This is a genomic window from Candidatus Omnitrophota bacterium (assembly GCA_026387175.1).
Lineage (GTDB): Bacteria > Omnitrophota > Gorgyraeia > 2-01-FULL-45-10 > 2-01-FULL-45-10 > CAIMPC01.
The window spans coordinates 131630-148016 of the sequence record JAPLME010000007.1 but is presented as its reverse complement, the minus strand read 5'-3'; the positions used below and the strand labels follow the sequence as shown (position 1 = coordinate 148016).

General features: G+C 47.6%; 22 protein-coding genes. 20 read left to right on the top strand and 2 right to left on the bottom strand.

Translation table 11 applies throughout. The features are described from left to right. The first annotated feature begins 8 nt into the window (after nt 1-8). From NTY76_03800 to NTY76_03755, 10 genes are all read left to right on the top strand, one after another. Nucleotides 9-1160, top strand: coding sequence for a deoxyguanosinetriphosphate triphosphohydrolase (locus tag NTY76_03800; GenBank protein MCX5678214.1), 1152 nt, complete (start codon nt 9-11; stop codon nt 1158-1160). Then, nucleotides 1147-1323, top strand: coding sequence for a hypothetical protein (locus NTY76_03795; protein ID MCX5678213.1), 177 nt, complete (start codon nt 1147-1149; stop codon nt 1321-1323). The genes NTY76_03800 and NTY76_03795 overlap by 14 nt, the downstream gene beginning before the upstream one ends. 149 nt (nt 1324-1472) lie before the next feature. Next, nucleotides 1473-2894 carry an HD domain-containing protein gene (locus tag NTY76_03790; protein ID MCX5678212.1) on the top strand — a complete coding sequence of 474 codons (1422 nt, stop codon included), beginning with the start codon at nt 1473-1475 and terminating at the stop codon, nt 2892-2894. Continuing rightward, nucleotides 2881-3147: a hypothetical protein gene (locus NTY76_03785; protein MCX5678211.1), complete on the top strand. Its 267-nt coding sequence runs from the start codon at nt 2881-2883 to the stop codon at nt 3145-3147. Before NTY76_03790 ends, NTY76_03785 begins: the two co-directional genes overlap by 14 nt. 40 nt (nt 3148-3187) lie before the next feature. Continuing rightward, the gene (locus NTY76_03780; GenBank protein ID MCX5678210.1) at nt 3188-6268 is read left to right on the top strand and encodes an ATP-dependent DNA helicase; all 3081 of its coding nucleotides are present in this window, start codon (nt 3188-3190) and stop codon (nt 6266-6268) included. A gap of 2 nt (nt 6269-6270) precedes the next feature. Further along, on the top strand, nt 6271-6969 hold the full coding sequence (locus NTY76_03775; GenBank protein ID MCX5678209.1) for a hypothetical protein: 699 nt from the start codon (nt 6271-6273) through the stop codon (nt 6967-6969). Nucleotides 6970-7280: 311 nt separating this feature from the next. Then, nucleotides 7281-7904, top strand: a complete 624-nt coding sequence (locus NTY76_03770) for an SPOR domain-containing protein (protein ID MCX5678208.1) — start codon at nt 7281-7283, stop codon at nt 7902-7904. Nucleotides 7905-7980: 76 nt separating this feature from the next. Continuing rightward, complete coding sequence (locus tag NTY76_03765; GenBank protein MCX5678207.1) at nt 7981-8301, top strand: small basic protein; 321 nt, start codon at nt 7981-7983, stop codon at nt 8299-8301. Between the two features lie 14 nt (nt 8302-8315). Beyond that, complete coding sequence (aroB, locus tag NTY76_03760) at nt 8316-9410, top strand: 3-dehydroquinate synthase (protein MCX5678206.1); 1095 nt, start codon at nt 8316-8318, stop codon at nt 9408-9410. 23 nt (nt 9411-9433) lie between these two features. Further along, on the top strand, nt 9434-9898 hold the full coding sequence (locus NTY76_03755; protein MCX5678205.1) for a GNAT family N-acetyltransferase: 465 nt from the start codon (nt 9434-9436) through the stop codon (nt 9896-9898). Here NTY76_03755 and NTY76_03750 read toward each other — a convergent pair. Then, nucleotides 9885-10418 (bottom strand): hypothetical protein, encoded by a 534-nt coding sequence (locus tag NTY76_03750; protein MCX5678204.1) that lies wholly within the window; start codon nt 10416-10418, stop codon nt 9885-9887. The two genes, NTY76_03755 and NTY76_03750, sit on opposite strands and share 14 nt — an antisense overlap. Continuing rightward, nucleotides 10415-11230: an XrtA-associated ATPase gene (locus NTY76_03745; protein MCX5678203.1), complete on the bottom strand. Its 816-nt coding sequence runs from the start codon at nt 11228-11230 to the stop codon at nt 10415-10417. The genes NTY76_03750 and NTY76_03745 overlap by 4 nt, the downstream gene beginning before the upstream one ends. Nucleotides 11231-11384: 154 nt before the next feature. Between NTY76_03745 and NTY76_03740 the strand changes: the two genes are divergently transcribed. The 10 genes from NTY76_03740 (at nt 11385) to NTY76_03695 (ending at nt 16384) form a co-directional block, all read left to right on the top strand. Beyond that, nucleotides 11385-11756, top strand: a complete 372-nt coding sequence (locus tag NTY76_03740; protein MCX5678202.1) for a PilZ domain-containing protein — start codon at nt 11385-11387, stop codon at nt 11754-11756. Between the two features lie 86 nt (nt 11757-11842). Beyond that, nucleotides 11843-12175, top strand: a complete 333-nt coding sequence (locus NTY76_03735; GenBank protein ID MCX5678201.1) for an exosortase system-associated protein, TIGR04073 family — start codon at nt 11843-11845, stop codon at nt 12173-12175. Between the two features lie 90 nt (nt 12176-12265). Further along, nucleotides 12266-12619 (top strand): PilZ domain-containing protein, encoded by a 354-nt coding sequence (locus NTY76_03730; protein MCX5678200.1) that lies wholly within the window; start codon nt 12266-12268, stop codon nt 12617-12619. A 23-nt stretch (nt 12620-12642) separates the two neighbouring features. Continuing rightward, the gene (locus tag NTY76_03725; protein ID MCX5678199.1) at nt 12643-12945 is read left to right on the top strand and encodes a hypothetical protein; all 303 of its coding nucleotides are present in this window, start codon (nt 12643-12645) and stop codon (nt 12943-12945) included. A gap of 7 nt (nt 12946-12952) precedes the next feature. Beyond that, nucleotides 12953-13513 carry a flavin reductase family protein gene (locus NTY76_03720; GenBank protein MCX5678198.1) on the top strand — a complete coding sequence of 187 codons (561 nt, stop codon included), beginning with the start codon at nt 12953-12955 and terminating at the stop codon, nt 13511-13513. Further along, the gene (locus NTY76_03715; GenBank protein MCX5678197.1) at nt 13494-13991 is read left to right on the top strand and encodes a DUF523 domain-containing protein; all 498 of its coding nucleotides are present in this window, start codon (nt 13494-13496) and stop codon (nt 13989-13991) included. Before NTY76_03720 ends, NTY76_03715 begins: the two co-directional genes overlap by 20 nt. Further along, nucleotides 13984-15060 (top strand): DUF362 domain-containing protein, encoded by a 1077-nt coding sequence (locus tag NTY76_03710; GenBank protein MCX5678196.1) that lies wholly within the window; start codon nt 13984-13986, stop codon nt 15058-15060. The genes NTY76_03715 and NTY76_03710 overlap by 8 nt, the downstream gene beginning before the upstream one ends. After that, entirely contained in the window at nt 15060-15410 is a 351-nt protein-coding gene (locus NTY76_03705) for a histidine triad nucleotide-binding protein (protein ID MCX5678195.1), read from the top strand. Before NTY76_03710 ends, NTY76_03705 begins: the two co-directional genes overlap by 1 nt. Before the next feature lie 74 nt (nt 15411-15484). Continuing rightward, on the top strand, nt 15485-15853 hold the full coding sequence (locus NTY76_03700; protein ID MCX5678194.1) for a PilZ domain-containing protein: 369 nt from the start codon (nt 15485-15487) through the stop codon (nt 15851-15853). Between the two features lie 12 nt (nt 15854-15865). Further along, entirely contained in the window at nt 15866-16384 is a 519-nt protein-coding gene (locus NTY76_03695; GenBank protein ID MCX5678193.1) for a DUF4416 family protein, read from the top strand. The last annotated feature ends 3 nt before the right edge of the window (nt 16385-16387 follow it).

The window sequence follows — 16387 nt, the reverse complement described above, 5'->3', positions numbered from 1 at the left end:
GAAAACCCATGCTTAAACGAAAAGACCTGGAAAAAAAGGAAGGCATGCTCGCTCCGTACTCCCAGAAGAGCCGTATGACAAAGGGCCGCCGCTACAAGGAAGAGGAGCATGGCTACCGGTCCTGTTACCAGCGCGACAAAGATCGCATCATATATTCCACCGCGTTCAGGCGCCTTGAATACAAAACACAGGTATTTGTCAATCATGAAGGAGATTATTACCGCACCCGCCTTACCCACACCCTTGAGGTAAGCCAGATAGCGACAACTATAGCAAGAGCTCTCAGGCTAAATGAGGACCTCGTAGAGGCGCTCAGTCTGGCCCATGACCTGGGGCATACGCCTTTCGGCCATTCCGGTGAAGATGCCCTGCACAATATGATGAAGGACTATGGCGGCTTCGACCACAATACGCAAGGGCTAAGAGTCGTCGATCTCCTGGAACAGCGATATCCGAATTTTCCGGGACTGAACCTGACCTATGAGGTGAGAGAGGGTATTATAAAACATTCCACGGCCTTTGACAGGCCGAGACCGGTCAGCCCGTTCAGGTCGGACGGTTCGCCTCTTCTTGAGATCCAGGTTGTGGATCTGGCGGATGAGATAGCGTATGACAACCATGATCTCGACGACGGCATAACCAGCGGGCTCATCAAAGAGGGTGATCTGAAACATCTGAAATTATGGACCGACAGGAAGAAGGGCCTTGACCGGCGGTATCCGAAGATGAGTGAGGAGATAAGAAAGTACCAGATAATCCGCTCTCTTATAAATGAGCAGGTCACAGATATAATAACTCAGACAGAAACTAATATAAAAAAGTTCAATGTAAAGAAAGCCTCTGACGCGGTCAATCTCCCGGAAAGGATCGTCACATTTTCAAAAGATATGCACGCGCTTCGCCGGCCCATGAGAGAATTTCTTACTAAGAACCTATATCAGCATTATCGGGTAGTGCGGATGGCCAATAAAGCCTACAGGTTTATAGAAAGCCTTTTTAATAACTACCTTGACAAGCCTGAACAGCTTCCTCCGAATACTCATTCCCGATTAAAAACAGAAGATAAGCACAGGGTGATATGCGATTATCTGGCCGGGATGACCGATAGATACGCTCTGGATGAATATAAGAAATTTTTTGAGCCTTATGAAAGAGTGTAAGGTTTTTGACATCGCCAAGATATCGGCAGCGGCCTGCCTCTTGCTATTCTTTTGCGCTTCCTGCGCTAAAATTCCCCTGAAAGACGGAGGCCTCGTAATAGGCAAAAATACCACCGCATCCATAGAGGACCTCGGCGTGGCAAGCCTGAACAGCAAATTTTAAATAGAGATTGACAGCCTTCTCTGTAAAGTTTTATAATAAAAATACTTATGGAACAAGCTAAAAGCCAAAGTTCGTACCAAGACGAACTATTCGAGCGGTTACGGAAAAGCATAAGCCTGAAGCGGGCGGAGGAGTGTTTCGGGGGCATCATGAAACCTGCTTTCTGGTGGATTATTGACAAAGCTAATCCGAAACCAAGAGAGATCGAAAGCTTGTTATCGGAGAATTGCCCTAATTCCAAAAAAATCTTTTCAGAAAAAAGATACATTTGCTTTACTCGCCTTTCCGAAGTAATAAAAAAATCCACCGAACTTAAGAAGCTCTTAAGCTTCGAATGCGCAGGCGGATTTCACGGATTCGTTTTTCCGATAATACAAGGTGACAAGATCTACGGGTATATCGGCGCCTGTTATTCCAAAAAAGACGTTTCCCCTGAGACGCTGCAGATATTCCCCGCATTCGCGGACACTATAGTGAAAGAGGTCCAGAAGGAGATCGAGCTGTCAAAGTTATACGAAACGCTCAGGCCCAGAGCCATAGCCCTGTCGACGGTCCATACGGTCCATCGCCTGATAAGCTCAACGCTGGATCTGGGAGAGCTCTTGCCGCGCATCGCGAGGCTCTCTCTGCAGATAATGAGATCTCAGCGCTGTTCGGTAAAGCTTGTGGATTCAAAGCGAAAGGTTCTCCTTCCTAAAGTCACGGTAGATTTACGGGCAAAGAAGATCCGCCTGAAAAAAGTAAAGGTAGGCATGTGGGCTCCGGGCAAGGCCTTCAAATACGGCAGGCCCGTACGGGGCCGCGATTATCTGGCCACTCCCCTGATAGACGAAGACGTGATCGGCGTCATAACGCTATATGACAAGATCGATAAAAAGCCTTTCACCGCATTCGATCAGGAGATAATGTCGACGCTGGCGGAGCAGGCGGTCATAGCCATAAAGAACGCCCAGCTCTACAAAGAGCAGGAGAAGCTTACGATGGGCGCCATCAAGGCTCTCGCCAAAGTGCTTGATACCAGGTCTCCGGGCACCTATGTGCCCAGGGTATCCCTTGTAAAGCTGGCGCTATTTATGGGACAGGAGCTGCATGTGGACATCGGCTCGCTGAAGAGCCTGGAATACGCATGCGTGCTGCACGATGCGGGCGAAGTATTCGTCCCAAAGGCCGTGCTGGCGAAGCCCTCAAAGCTTACGGGTAAAGAGTACGAGATGGTGAAAGCCCATCCCGCCGCAGGCGTCGAGATAATAAAACATATGAAGGCCCTCAAATCCGTCACCCCCATAATAATGTACCACCATGAGAATTATGACGGCACGGGCTATCCTAAGGGGCTCAAGCGGGACCAGATACCGCTCGGCGCAAGGATAATGGCCGTGGTGAGCGCATTCGAATCCATGATCACTAAGAGGCCTTACCGTGTCGCTAAGTCAATTGACGAAGCCGTCGAAGAGATATCAAGTAACTCGGGAACGCAATTCGATCCAAAAGTCGTAAACGCATTCTTAAAAGTAATGGCTAAAAAAGATATAAGGGGTATCCTTAAGAAAGAACTGCATGGATCTAAATAAAGCGCTGGTGAGCGGCATACGGTTGAAAATAGTAAAGTTTTTTCACGAGAACCAGGCATCGATAGATACGCCGCGCGGAGTCGCCGCCTGGATCGGTGAAGACAGGAGCAAAGTCAAGAGAGCCCTTGAAGACCTGACATCCTTTGATATCCTCGTTGCCCATCGCGCGACGTCCACCACAGGGTACAGCTACACGCGCGATGCCAAGCTTATATCGAAGATAGGTAAGCTGCTTAAGAAAAAACCTGCTTAAACTTTCCTTACCTCGCTATCCGCACGTTATGGAGACTAATTTGAAATTTTACGAACAATTGAATACGAAGCAGAAGATCGCCGTCGATACCATAGAGGGACCTCTTCTTGTGCTCGCCGGTCCCGGCACAGGCAAGACCCAGCTGCTTTCGGTGAGGGCTGCGTCGATCCTCCGAAAGACCGATATCCGTCCGGAGAATATACTCATACTCACATATACCAACCCTGCCGCGAAAGCCATGAAGGAGAGGCTCGCGTCAGTGATAGGCCCTTCCGGCTACGATGTCGAGGTGGGCACATTTCACAGTTTCGCGAATTCGATGCTCCAGGAATCCGTAGAGGCCGCCAACTATATCGGAGATAAGATACTGATGGATGAGGTTGAGCATGTGAAAGTGATCGAATATATATTGAATAATACCGACGGATTGGACGAGATCAGGCCGTTCAGGTCACCCTATACATATCTTAAGGATATATTGAAAAAGATAAGCGATATGAAGAAAGACGATGTGACGCCGGAGGACCTTAAACGTTATTTAAAAGACAAGAAGAGCCATTACCTTTCGATGGAGGAGAAATACATAAACAGGCTGAAGGCGCTTTCCATCGTATATGAAAGATATGAGGAGATCAAAGAGGCAGGGGCCAAGGGCCTCCTGGATGAGCGCGGGAGATATGATTTCGATGATATGATCATATTCGCGGTCATGGCCATAAGAAAAGAAGAGAACTTGCGCAAAGAATATAGGGATCGCTATAAATACATTATGGTCGATGAATACCAGGACACAAACGGCGCGCAGCTTGACCTGCTCTTCGAACTGGCCGAAGGCGCCAAGGCCAACATTTGCTGCGTGGGCGATGACGACCAGTCGATATACCGCTTCCAGGGCGCGAATATAGATAATTTTAAAAGACTGGAAGAGAGGTTCCCCGCTATAGAGAAGGTCTTCCTGACGGATAATTACCGCTCCTCAGGTGACCTGATAGCTGCTTCCGGAAAGATATCGCATCTTCTGGATATACGGGTAGCGGATAAGACGCTTAATAGTGTCAGGCGCTTCAAGGATAAAGAGCTTACCTATAGGGAGTTCTCTACAGAAGAGGAGGAATTGCTCTATATAACCGACAGAGTTAAGGAACTCAAGGCCAGGGCCGAGAGCGATGCCGCCTTAAGCGCCGAAGAGCGCAAGCACCCTTATAACGGTATAGCCGTCCTGGTGAGAAAACGGGACCATATACTGAAAATAATAGACGCCTTTCTGCGCCAAGGCATACCCTATGCCACAGACGGCAAAGAGGATATCGGCCAGGAGAAACGCGTCGGACAGCTTCTGGACGTATTACAGCTTGCGCACATAGACCCAATAGATACGGAATCAAAAGATACCGCGCTCTATAAGGTCCTCGCCGCGGACTACTTCCGGATACCGCAGGCGGACCTGCTCAGGTTTATAAATTACGCTTACGAAAAAAGGAAAAGGGCGCCAGGGAGTAAGACGCTCCTGACGGAGTTCCTCTCCTATTTTTCATCGGAAAAAGATGATTTAAGATTAGCCTCGCCGGAAAAGTCAAGGCGCGCGTTCGAAGCCGTTAAACGGTTACTCAGAGACGCTTACGACATACCGGTGCATACACTGCTTATCAATTTCATAAAAGACGCCGGCATCTATAAATATATCCTGAAGGAGTATTCCGATAACGGCATATTGAGGATAAGGCAGCTCAGGAGCATAGGATCGTTCATAAATATGGTGAAGAGAAGCGACTTGGCCGATCCTGCGATAAGGCTGGGCGAATTTCTGAGCGAAATAGAGACCAGGAAAAACCACGGCATCCCGATCCAGGGGGACCTGGTAACGCTGACTCAAGAGGGCGTCAGGGTATATACCGCGCATGGGTCCAAGGGCCTGGAATTCCGTTCCGTTATGATACCTTTCTGCCTTCAAAATAAGAATTGGCCCGCGCGGGCGTTCCCCGATAAGATCCCGCTGCCGTTCGACCTTTTTAAGAATAAGAGAGAGTATCCGGATAAAGACGCTTTAAAGAAGCTTTCACTGCAGGATGAGACGCGCCTTTTTTATGTCGCCATGACTCGCGCTAAATCGGACCTGATATTCACAGCGAGCCCCTCGGAAGATAATATCTCATCTTCGTATCTTGATAAACTCGGTATTTCTAAAGACGGCGCGAAGGGCCAGGGCGAGGATGAGGAAACCCTGGTAGGCAAGTCGCTCAAGATTACAGACCTTGAGGACCCGTTTATAGGCACAGACGAGGTTCTTAAAGATATGATCTCCAGCCTGACCCTTAACCCCACCCGGCTGAATAACTATATAACCTGCAGGAGAAAATTTCTCTACGACGACATACTGAAGCTTCCCGGGCAAAAAAAGAAAAGCCTCGTCTTCGGTAATTGCGTGCATAAGGCCCTGGAAGAAACATACAGGGAGTACATGGATAAGCGCGTCTTCCCATCTCTGAAATTTTTCCAGGACGCTTTCAGGCGGGAGCTTAAATTTCAGGGGGTCGATAAATCGATGGAGAACGACTGTCTCAATAAAATGAAGACATTGAAAGGCTGGTTCGACCGCGAATCTATGCACCCCGTAGTGCCTATAGACCTGGAAAAGAAGCTTATGATAACCATAGGCGACAATATAATCTTCACGGGCAAATACGACAAAGTCGAGTGGGAAGATGAGGATAAAGGTTTAGTGAGGATACTGGACTATAAGACGGGCAAGCCCGACAATCATATAAAGAATATCGATCAGTCGAAAGATCTGGCAAGCGCGGATTGTGACGGATATTTAAGGCAGCTGGCCGCGTATAAATTATTATTCGAGAGGGACAGGAAAGAATCTAGGGGAAGGAAGGCGGCCAGCCTGACGCTGGTATTCATCGAACCCGTATCGGCAAATATAGCGCGTTCATCATTAAAAAAAGGCGACTACATATCAAAATCGGTCTACATCACGGATGAGATGGTCGCCGAGCTTGAGGGGATCATAAAAGATGTATGGAGCGATATAAAGAAGTTGAGATTTGAAAAATTGAAAACGCGCGATGAGAATATTTGCGCGAAATGCGATTTCGATAACATATGCTGGAGGTGAGGATGGGACATACGAAAAAGATGATATTTACAGCCGTTATTTTTTTATCGCTATCAATAGCCTGCATCGCCGTCTTTTACGCCCAGATAGCCGCATTCATATTCGCCAGATCGAACAATATAGATATTTCGTACAGACAGGCCATCGCCGGCGGTTTTACGGAGTTCATATTTAAGGATCTGAAAGCCGCCCGGCACGATCAAGGGATCGGATTATCGTCATCCGGAGCCAGCATAAAACTGGTATTTGATAAACCGTCCCCGCTTGAAGCCACGGCCGATTTTGTTTTAAGCGATGTCCGGTTCATTAAGAAAGGTTCAGGGAAAGAGATTTCATACAATAATATCGATGACCTTCTAGCTGCGCCATTCAGCGGCCTGTTAAAATATAAGACCGTCTCGGGCAAGATCAGTATGATAAAAAACGGCATAAGCTTAAAAGACTTTCTGGCTTCAGGCGACGAGATCAGGTTTTCATTCGACGGCACCTTAACAAACGGCAACATTATCAACGCCGATATAACGATATATTTTGCGAAAGGTTTATCCGGCAAAATACCGGCTGAATTAACAAGCATGGCGCTAAAGGGTGAAGCTGATGGATGGAAGAGTCTTGCATTAAAACTTGAAGGCGATCTGTCAAAACCCTCTATCAAGGTGACCGGCAAGCTCTTCAGGCTCAACATTGGAGTCAAGCAGTAAGATTTTTAATTTTCGAGTTAGTCCCTTGCGGGGCGGAGGCGAAAATATCTCTCCAGCTATCGTCAGATGGCGGAACTTTCGGGCGATGCTGGAGCGACTTTCTAAAATTCCGATACCTACAGGCGGTCCAGGCTTCACCATCGGAATTTTAGCAACAGCGAGCGAGGAAGCCTATTCCGAGCGAGCGGCAAGCGGAAGCATTGACCGAAAGTAAACGCCAGATTGAGATGCTTATAAGATATTTTCGCAGCCTATCATAATTGCTTTTTCAAAAATTGTATGTTATAATACGCAAAAATTAGACCGGAGCTATGGAAGAGGAAAAGTACCAAAAAAAACTGTTTGAGTTTGAACAGCCAAAAAGATCTTTTTCGCGCCTGTCGGACATGCTGCCAAAAGCTGATTTCGAAGGCAGGGTCGCCATCACTATCAGCCTGGAGAAGCTGGTATTCATTTCAATAGGGATAATGATGGTGATGGTGGTAGTGTATGCTTTGGGCGTCGAAAGCGGGAAGTCCCGCGCGGACACGACCGGCGCTCAAGTAACGAAACCTCTGCCATCACCTCCTGTCTCCCAGGCCCAGCAGAACCGCCCGGCCACCATTCCGGCTAAGAACATATTGAATACGGCGCCTATAGTTCCTGCCGCGAAGAATATGGCGCCTGCCAGGCAGATAATTCAAGAGCAGGCAAAAACAGCGGCCATCGGTAAGGCCTCTAAGCCTTTCACAATACTCGCCGGCACATTCACCAAGCGGGAGAATGCCGAGGCCGCTTGCGCGGTACTGGCCCGGCAGGGCCTTAACGCCGCTGTAACGTACAGTCAGTTTTACTATAGAGTATGCGTTGGGATCTACGCTAACAGTGCCGAAGCCGAGAGAGACCTGGCCAGAGTAAAAAGCATTTACAAAGACGCAATGCTTAAACCAAGGTAAGTTGAAGGATAAACGGGCCGATATCAGAGATATCGGCACTTAGCCTGCAATACGACTGAATAAACTAGGAGGAAGTATGTCACAGCATCCAAGCCTGCGCTCGTCGGATAAAGATAAAGCGCAAAGATCAGTTCTAAAAAGATACGAGAGAGTAAAGATACTGAAGGATAAAGATAAGTGGACGGAAAAAGATTCTGTATATAAATTGCCCAAGATCAAGATAGTTAAGTTCAAAGTTAAAAAAGAGAAGGCGGCCGCAACCGAAACCGCTGCCGAAGGCGCGGCCGCACCGGCGGCTCCGGGCGCAGCCACGGGCGCTTCTGCCGAAAAGACCGCTCCGGCTAAAGGCCCGGTGAAACCGGCTGCCGGCAGTGATGCCAAGAAGACGGCAAAATAATTTCATCATCCTCTATGAAGAAAATAAGAGTCCGGCTCGGAGAGCGCTCGTATGATATACTGATAGGCCGCGGCCTGATCGGTAAGTGCGGACGCATACTTAAAAATCTTGATGTCGGATCGGACGCCGTAGTCATCACAAACCGCCGTGTAGCGGCTCTCTATAAGCGTGCCATCGAAAAGACCCTTAAGCGAAATTCCTTCACAGCGCATTTCGAGTTTATAGCCGATTCTGAGAAGGCAAAATCTCTATCCGTTGCCTCAGACGTATTGAACAGGTTAAGCCGCTATGACCTCAATAAGCGCATCTTCATAATAGCTCTAGGCGGCGGGGTCGTAGGAGATCTTGCGGGTTTCGTCGCCTCTATATATAAGAGAGGCGTCCCTTATGTGCAGATACCCACGACACTACTGGCGCAGGTGGACTCCTCGATAGGCGGAAAAGTGGGCGTGGACCTGGACGTAGCAAAGAACCTGGTCGGCTCTTTTTATCAGCCAAAAGCGGTTATATCCGATGTGTCGGCTATGCGGACGCTTTCAGTCAGACAGATACGAAATGGTCTCGCCGAAATAATAAAATACGGCGTCATAAAAGATGCCGCGCTATTCGGGTACCTTGAATCAAATTACAAAAGAATAATGAAGCTTGAAGAAGGCGCGCTTGAGTACATAGTGTCGAGATCCGGCAAGATCAAATCCGACATCGTAGCCAAAGACGAACTCGACAGAAAACGCGTCAGGGCCGTATTAAATTACGGGCACACCATAGGACATGCCGTAGAAGCGGCAGCCGGTTACTCCGACAGATACGGACACGGGGAGGCGATAGCAATAGGCATGCTGGCGGCAGGCCGCATAGCCTCCGATCTTGGACTTATCAAAGAATCGGAAGCCGATAGGGTGGAGAGGCTCATCAAGAAAGTCGGACTGCCCGTCTCAATAAAAGGACTGGCGATCTCGAAGGTTTATGAGGCCCATCTTCATGATAAGAAATTTGCGGACGGCAGGAACCGTTTCATTCTGGCAAGCAGGATAGGCAGCGCTAGAGTGGTTGATGGTGTGGCCGGTTCGGTCATACGCAACGCCTTGAAAGGCTATATTAAAATCTAAATTCTTACCGGAGGACTCGAACTATGGAACATACTTTAAGAGCATATAAAAAGAGCGACGCCAACAGCGTAAAAGAACTGATACTCGGTATACTCGCCGGAGAATATCCTTTTGATAAGTCCGCTTACTCCGACAGCGATCTGGAAAAGATCGGCGAGACATACGGGGGAAAAAAAGACGCGTTCTTTGTCATTGATGAAGGCTCCCAGGTAGCGGGAACCGTCGGGGTCAAGATGGAGACCAGCGATACAGCTTTATTACGCAGGTTGTTCGTTGATGTAAAACGCCGCCGCCACGGTTACGGATCGGAACTCATTGAAAAAGCGATTGATTTTTGCAGGAAGAATAATTACAAGAAGATTTGCTTCAGATGCACCGACAGGATGTCGGACGCGATGAAGCTATGCATCAAAAAAGGCTTCAAGGAAACCGACACTCTATCGGTAAGCGGTTTCAATATCCATAAGCTCGAGCTCACTTTAAGCTAAGCGTTATCTCCACATTCTGATATTCAAGAATAACGCTTTGGCGGTTTATCCTGGTAACTTTCGCGCCGCTCACCGAGTCACCCAATCCTACTATAAAATTGTTTATTATCGCTCTCGGGCCGTCATCCAAATACATTATTCCGTTTAAAACGAGCTTCGGGCTCTCCGGCGCCTTCAGGTTTTCCGGGGAAACGCTTATCTGTTCCCGACTGCCGGCAGTATTAGGGCTCTTCGCTTGATCCCTGACAAGAGGCCTGTAGCTGACTTCCTGCGAGTTCGCGGCGCTCGTCCTGTCCGTTCTATCGCCTATCTTTGATAAAAATCTTCCGGCTGAAAACACCGCAAAGGTCATAAGAGCTAAAAGCACAACCGCCATCAGCGCTCTCTTGTTAGCTATAGGCGCCTTTTTAGTCACAGGCGCTTTCTTAACTCCGGATGCCTTCGCAATTTCCTGCACGGCAGGCTTTACATCCTTTACATCCGATTGCGCTTTTTCCAGCGCCTCCTGAATAATACTCATCTCGGTAAACACCCTTCCATCTCTTGAATGCTGCGCTCCACGATCGGCATGGTTATTTTCATCGTCTCCATCGTATACGCCGTCAGCATGGATTTATCACAGACCATATTGATAAGACGAGGTATGCCTCCTGAAAAATCATGTATCTTCTCGATCGCTCCGGGCTCAAATGTTATCTGGCCCGCCGACCCGGCCACGCCGAGCCTGTGGCTTATGTAATCCGCCACCTCGTCCTTATCAAGAGGTGTTATATGAAAACGTACGGATATACGCTGCCTGAGCTGCCTTAGTCCGGGCGAAGCCAGTTTGTTTTTCAGCTCCGGCTGTCCGACCAGCACGATTTGAAAAAGCTTATCCTTGTCAGTCTCAAGATTCGAAAGCATCCTTATCTCTTCGAGTATCGAAGGCTTCAGGTTCTGGGCCTCATCGATAATGAGCACGACATTGTTTCCGCGCGTGAGCTCCTCTATAAGGAAATTGTTCAGCTGTTTCAATAACGACACCTTATTGCGGCTGGTGACTATTATACCGTAATCCTCAAGTATAGCCTGCAGAAGCTGCAGTTCCGGAAGCGTGGAGTTGAATATAAATGCGCTCTTAGTCCTTTTATCAAGCCTGTTAAGCAGCGCCCTGCACAGGGTAGTCTTGCCGGCGCCGACCTCGCCGGTTATTTCGAGAAAACCTTTCCGTTCGTTTATGCCATATAGCAGGTGGGATAGGGCTTCCTTATGGACACGGCTCAAGAACAAGAAATTGGGGTCGCTTGTTATATTGAAGGGCTTCTCTTTTAAGCCGAAAAATTCTCTATACATATATGTCTTGTGGTAGATTATACACCCTCGTCATTAATATTGTAAATATAAAATTTTTAGCCAAGAAGTGCTTGCTTTTTGATTTACGGTTATGTATAATAACACGCGGCAATGCATAAATTTGATACGCTTATCATGGAGGCATAGTTAATTTATGTGGAATGGTATCAACAGGCGCAGGTTTCCCAGGGCAAACTATAAATGCCTCATATCCATAAAGAAGAGGCTGACGGCTAAAACCATATCGACCCATACGGAGAACATCGGCGCGGGCGGCATATGCGTTTTACTGAAAGAGGATCTCGGTCTTTTTCAAGGTGTAGACGTAGAGCTCTTCATAGACGAAAAAGGCCCCCAGATAAAGTGCGGCGGCACATTAGTATGGGTCGTGAAGAAAACCGATCCCAAGCAGAAGGGATCTTACTATTACGACACCGGCATTGAATTTATAGATATAAGGCCCGAGGATAGGGATAAGATATCCGATATCATTGATGAGATATTGAAGGTACGAAGGCAGAAGTGATTTTTTATATTGCGATAAACTTGACAATTTTTTTATCTTGTGTTATACTTTAGGCAAATCAAGATGAGGGGGGGTGACAAATCAAAATGAAGAACATGATAAAAGGAATTATAATTTGCGTGGCTATATTAATGTTACTCAATATAGCGACAGCTAGTTACGCTCAGGATATGGGTAAGAAGCTGTATAGAGGCTTAGCCAACATCGTTACCGGCTGGGTCGAGCTTCCGAAGAATATCTATGATACAAGCGTAGAGGACAATCCTCTCTCTGGCCTCACGGTCGGATTAGCGAAAGGTGTTGGAATGACGATAGTCAGAACGGGCGCAGGAGTATATGAGACCGCGACGTTCCCATTCCCGATACCGGAAGGCTATACCCCGGTTCTCGAGCCAGAATTTGTATTTAAGGGAAAATAGTTCATTGTGATGTTTTCCAAAAAATAAGGGGATAGAAATAATAAATTTTTATCCCCTTATTTTTTATGCCAATATTCTAAAAAGGACATCGTGAACGAGAGAAGAAGATTCTTAAGGTTCGATACCGCGTTAAACGCGTTATGCGAGATCGTAAGCGAAAAATGCAAGAGATCGTATAAAGTTAAGAATATATCAAGTGAAGGCGCTCTCGTATTGACCGACAAGAGATTTGGACAGGGCGCCGAAATAAACCTCTCAGTGGACGTGCCGGGTGATAATGTGCCGATATTTGCCGCATGCCAGGTGGCGTGGCAGCAGGAAGGCTCAGGTAGCTCCGGCCCATATGAGACGGGTTTGAAGTTCACAAAGATCGATAATTCAGACAGGGGAAGGCTTTTAGAATATACTTATTTGCAGTGGTTGAAGATACTTGACAGGGCATAACAGATAACAATTAACGGTGGTGTATGGCAGACGAAAAAAAAGAAGAGCTAACGAAGGAAGCGAAAGCGCCGGAAGCGCCAGTGACACCGCAGGCGGCGCCCGCACAAGCTTCACCGGCAGCAGCCGCACCTGCTGAGGCGAAAGAAGAGAAGAAGGAAGCGGCTCCTGTAGTGAAGGAGAAACCGGCTAATTGCGCGGGCTGCAAAAAGTCCATAAAGAATAAACGCTGGTATTACCGCAATGGCAAGTACTATTGCACTAAGAGATGCTGGGGCACCACGAATAAAAAACCCGCAAAGACGGAAGAAGCGCCGCAGAAAACCTGACAGTAAAATGCGCAAACTGGAAGCCCCGCCTGGTGAGGCATTATATCCGGTTCCCGTAGTTCTTGTAAGCGTGCTTGACAGGAAAGCGGGCAGGGCGAATGTTATAACCATAGCATGGTGCGGCATTGTGGCATCCAATCCTCCCCAGATATCGGTTTCGATAAGGCCTTCCCGGCATTCCCATAAATTAATAACCGCCGAACGTGAATTTGTGGTCAATATACCGTCAAAGGACATTTTAAAAGAAGCCGACCTCTGCGGTCTCGTCTCAGGAAAAGATACCGATAAATTCAAACGCTGCTGCTTCACCCCGGTAAAATCTTCGAAGATATCCAGTCCGATGATAAAGGAATGCCCCGTTAACATCGAATGCAAGCTTAAGGATGTGCTCAAACTGGGCTCTCACGATATGTTCATAGGAGAGGTGGTGGCCGTGCACAAAGATGAAGCGATCTTACGCGCTGACGGGAAGATAGACTATAACAAAGCAAAGCCATTTGTATTTAATCAGGGCGAATACTGGGATCTCGGCCACAAGATCGGCTATTATGGCTGCTCCTCGAAGTAAGGATAACCTTAAGAAGCCTTCCTGTAAATTTATCGTAAGCGCATGCCTCGCCGGAATAAATTGCACTTATAACGGCAAAAACAAATTAAAACGCAATATAAGGAAATTAGTGCTGGAGGGCGCTGCCATACCCGTATGTCCGGAGGTGCTCGGCGGGTCATCCATCCCGCGCGAGGCTTGCGAAATATCCGACGGCGATGGCGAGCGGGTTTTGACCGGGAAAGCGAAGGTGAGGACCGTATCCGGTAAAGACGTTACAGAGAAACTGGCCTCAGGCGCCCGAAAAACGCTTCTCATGGCAAAGAGGTTCGGGATAAAACGGGCTGTGCTGAAATCAAAAAGCCCGTCATGCGGATGCGGCATGATTTACGATGGTACTTTTACGGGGGCTTTGAAAAAAGGCAACGGTGTCACAGCGGCGCTTCTTCTGAAACATAGTATAAAAATATATAACGAGAAGGATAAAAATTATGCCTAGTAAAGTCCATTATATAAAAGTAGACGCACAGGATTCGGTCCAGGCCATCTCAAAGAAACTCGGGGTGCTGATCGACAAAAGCAAGGTGCTATCATTTATCAAGAAAGATGACTTCACAGCGATAAAGATGCACTTCGGGGATAAGGGCAATACCGGGCACATCCGATGGGAATGGATCAGGGAGACGGCAAAACATGTAAAGGGCATAACCTCTAACGCCTTCCTGGCCGATTCAAATGTTATATACAAAGCCAGCAGTCGCACTAACTCGATCGATCATCTAAAGATAGCCTCAGAGCACGGATTCAACCCGGAAAACATCGGCGTTCCGGTCCTGATAGCGGACGGCCTAAGGGGCAGAAGTTTCGTAGAGGTGCCGGTAAAAGGCAAGCATTTTTCAAAGATAAAAATGGCATCCGATTTCGCGGATTGCGACAGCCTGCTCGCCATGACTCATATAACAGGGCATATACTGACAGGTATGGGTGGAGCCATAAAAAATGTGGGGATGGGATGCGCCTCGCGCCGGGGAAAATACGAACAGCATTGCGGTACGGTGCCTGAGGTGAACTCTTCGTATTGCGGGGCTTGCGGTGAATGCGTGGGGGTCTGCCCGGGCGGCGCCCTAAGCCTGAAGAATAAGAAGATCTCTATCGCGAAAGACGCATGCCTGGGCTGCGGCGAATGCGCGGTGGTCTGCAAGACAAAAGCTATAGAGATAAGGTGGAGCGAAACACTTGAAAACCTGCAGGAAAAGATGGTAGAATATGCCAAAGGCGTTACCGACTCATTCAAATCAAGTGTCGGGTATATAAATTTCATCATTAAAGTCACTAAGGACTGTGATTGCCTGGCCAAGGATGATCCCCGGATAGTTAACGATCTTGGCATATTGGCCTCACGCGATCCGGTCGCCATCGATAAGGCTTCTGTAGATCTGATCAAAGCTTCAAGCGGCAAAGACGTATTTGCCGCAGGTTATCCGGAGACGGACTGGTCAGTGCAATTAAACTACGCGAGCAGGATGGGTCTGGGAGGCCTGGAGTACAAACTGGAAGAAGTGTGTTGATGTATAAAGCCGACTGCGTATTCTGCAAGATCATAAGGAAAGAGATCCCCGCCAAAATCGTATTCGAAAATAATAAAATATTGGCCTTTGAAGATCTAAAACCTCAGGCTCCGATACATATATTGATAATCCCGAAATATCACATCGAAAAGACATCCGACCTGACTGAAGGCAACATCCATCTTATAGGAGAGCTGGTGCTTGCCGCAAAAACGCTGGCTGATCAAAAGGGTATACGCGATTCGGGATACAGGATCGTATTGAACTGCAATAAAGACGCGGGCCAGGAGGTTCTCCACCTGCACCTGCATCTTATGGGCGGTAGAAAATTCACATGGCCGCCCGGATAAAATAAATAAGGCCGATATCAGGGATATCGGCACTTGGCAGACAGTATGGCTTAATAAACTAGGAGTACGGACAAATGGCAAGTCAAGAGAGAAGAATAGCTCAGAGGGTAAAAGACGAGGAACTGCTGCTTAAGATAATCGTCGGCGGATTTGACACCTCTACCCATACCATCAATATAAGCTCATCGGGACTTTACTGCAAAGTGGATAAGGAAATACCGCTGATGTCCCGCGTGAAACTTATGCTGATGATCCCCGATCCGTCCAAAAACGACAAAGAGGCAAAGGGCGTAGAGGTGGAAGGCGTAGTGGTCAGAACACACCCGGTGATAATTGACGGAGCGACCAAACACTACGATGTCGCAATATTTTTTGATACAGATCTGGAGCCGCGAGCCAGGGAGATCATCGCCGGTTACATAGCCAGAAAGAAAGCGGCATAAACCTGTTACGAAATGGGAACTACGGAATATCCTCATAAAGTAAAATTAATAGTCGGGTTGTTGTCAAATAACGCCGAAGCTGTTAAAAGGGCTGAGGCGATGCTGATCGGCGTATTCGGCAGGACGGATCTTGAAAGCGCCATATTGGATTTTACACATTCCGATTACTATACAAAGGAGATGGGGAGCGGCCTTAAAAGAAAATTCCTGAGCTTTCAAAAATTATTCGACCTGAAGGACATATATAAAGCAAAGTTAAAGACCAATATACTGGAGAGGAAACTCCTTAAGTCCGGCAAGCGGAGCGTCAACATCGATCCCGGCTATCTGGATCTTGCCAAGCTAGTGCTCTTCTCCACCAAAGATTACACTCACCGGATATATTTAAATAGGGGGATATTTGCGGAAGTCACGCTCTTCTATAAGGATAAGAGCTTTAACGCGTGGCCATGGACATATCCGGACTACAAGAGCGAAGCTTATATAGATATCTTTAATTCGATCCGCGAACTTTACAGTAAGGGCTTGTAAAAT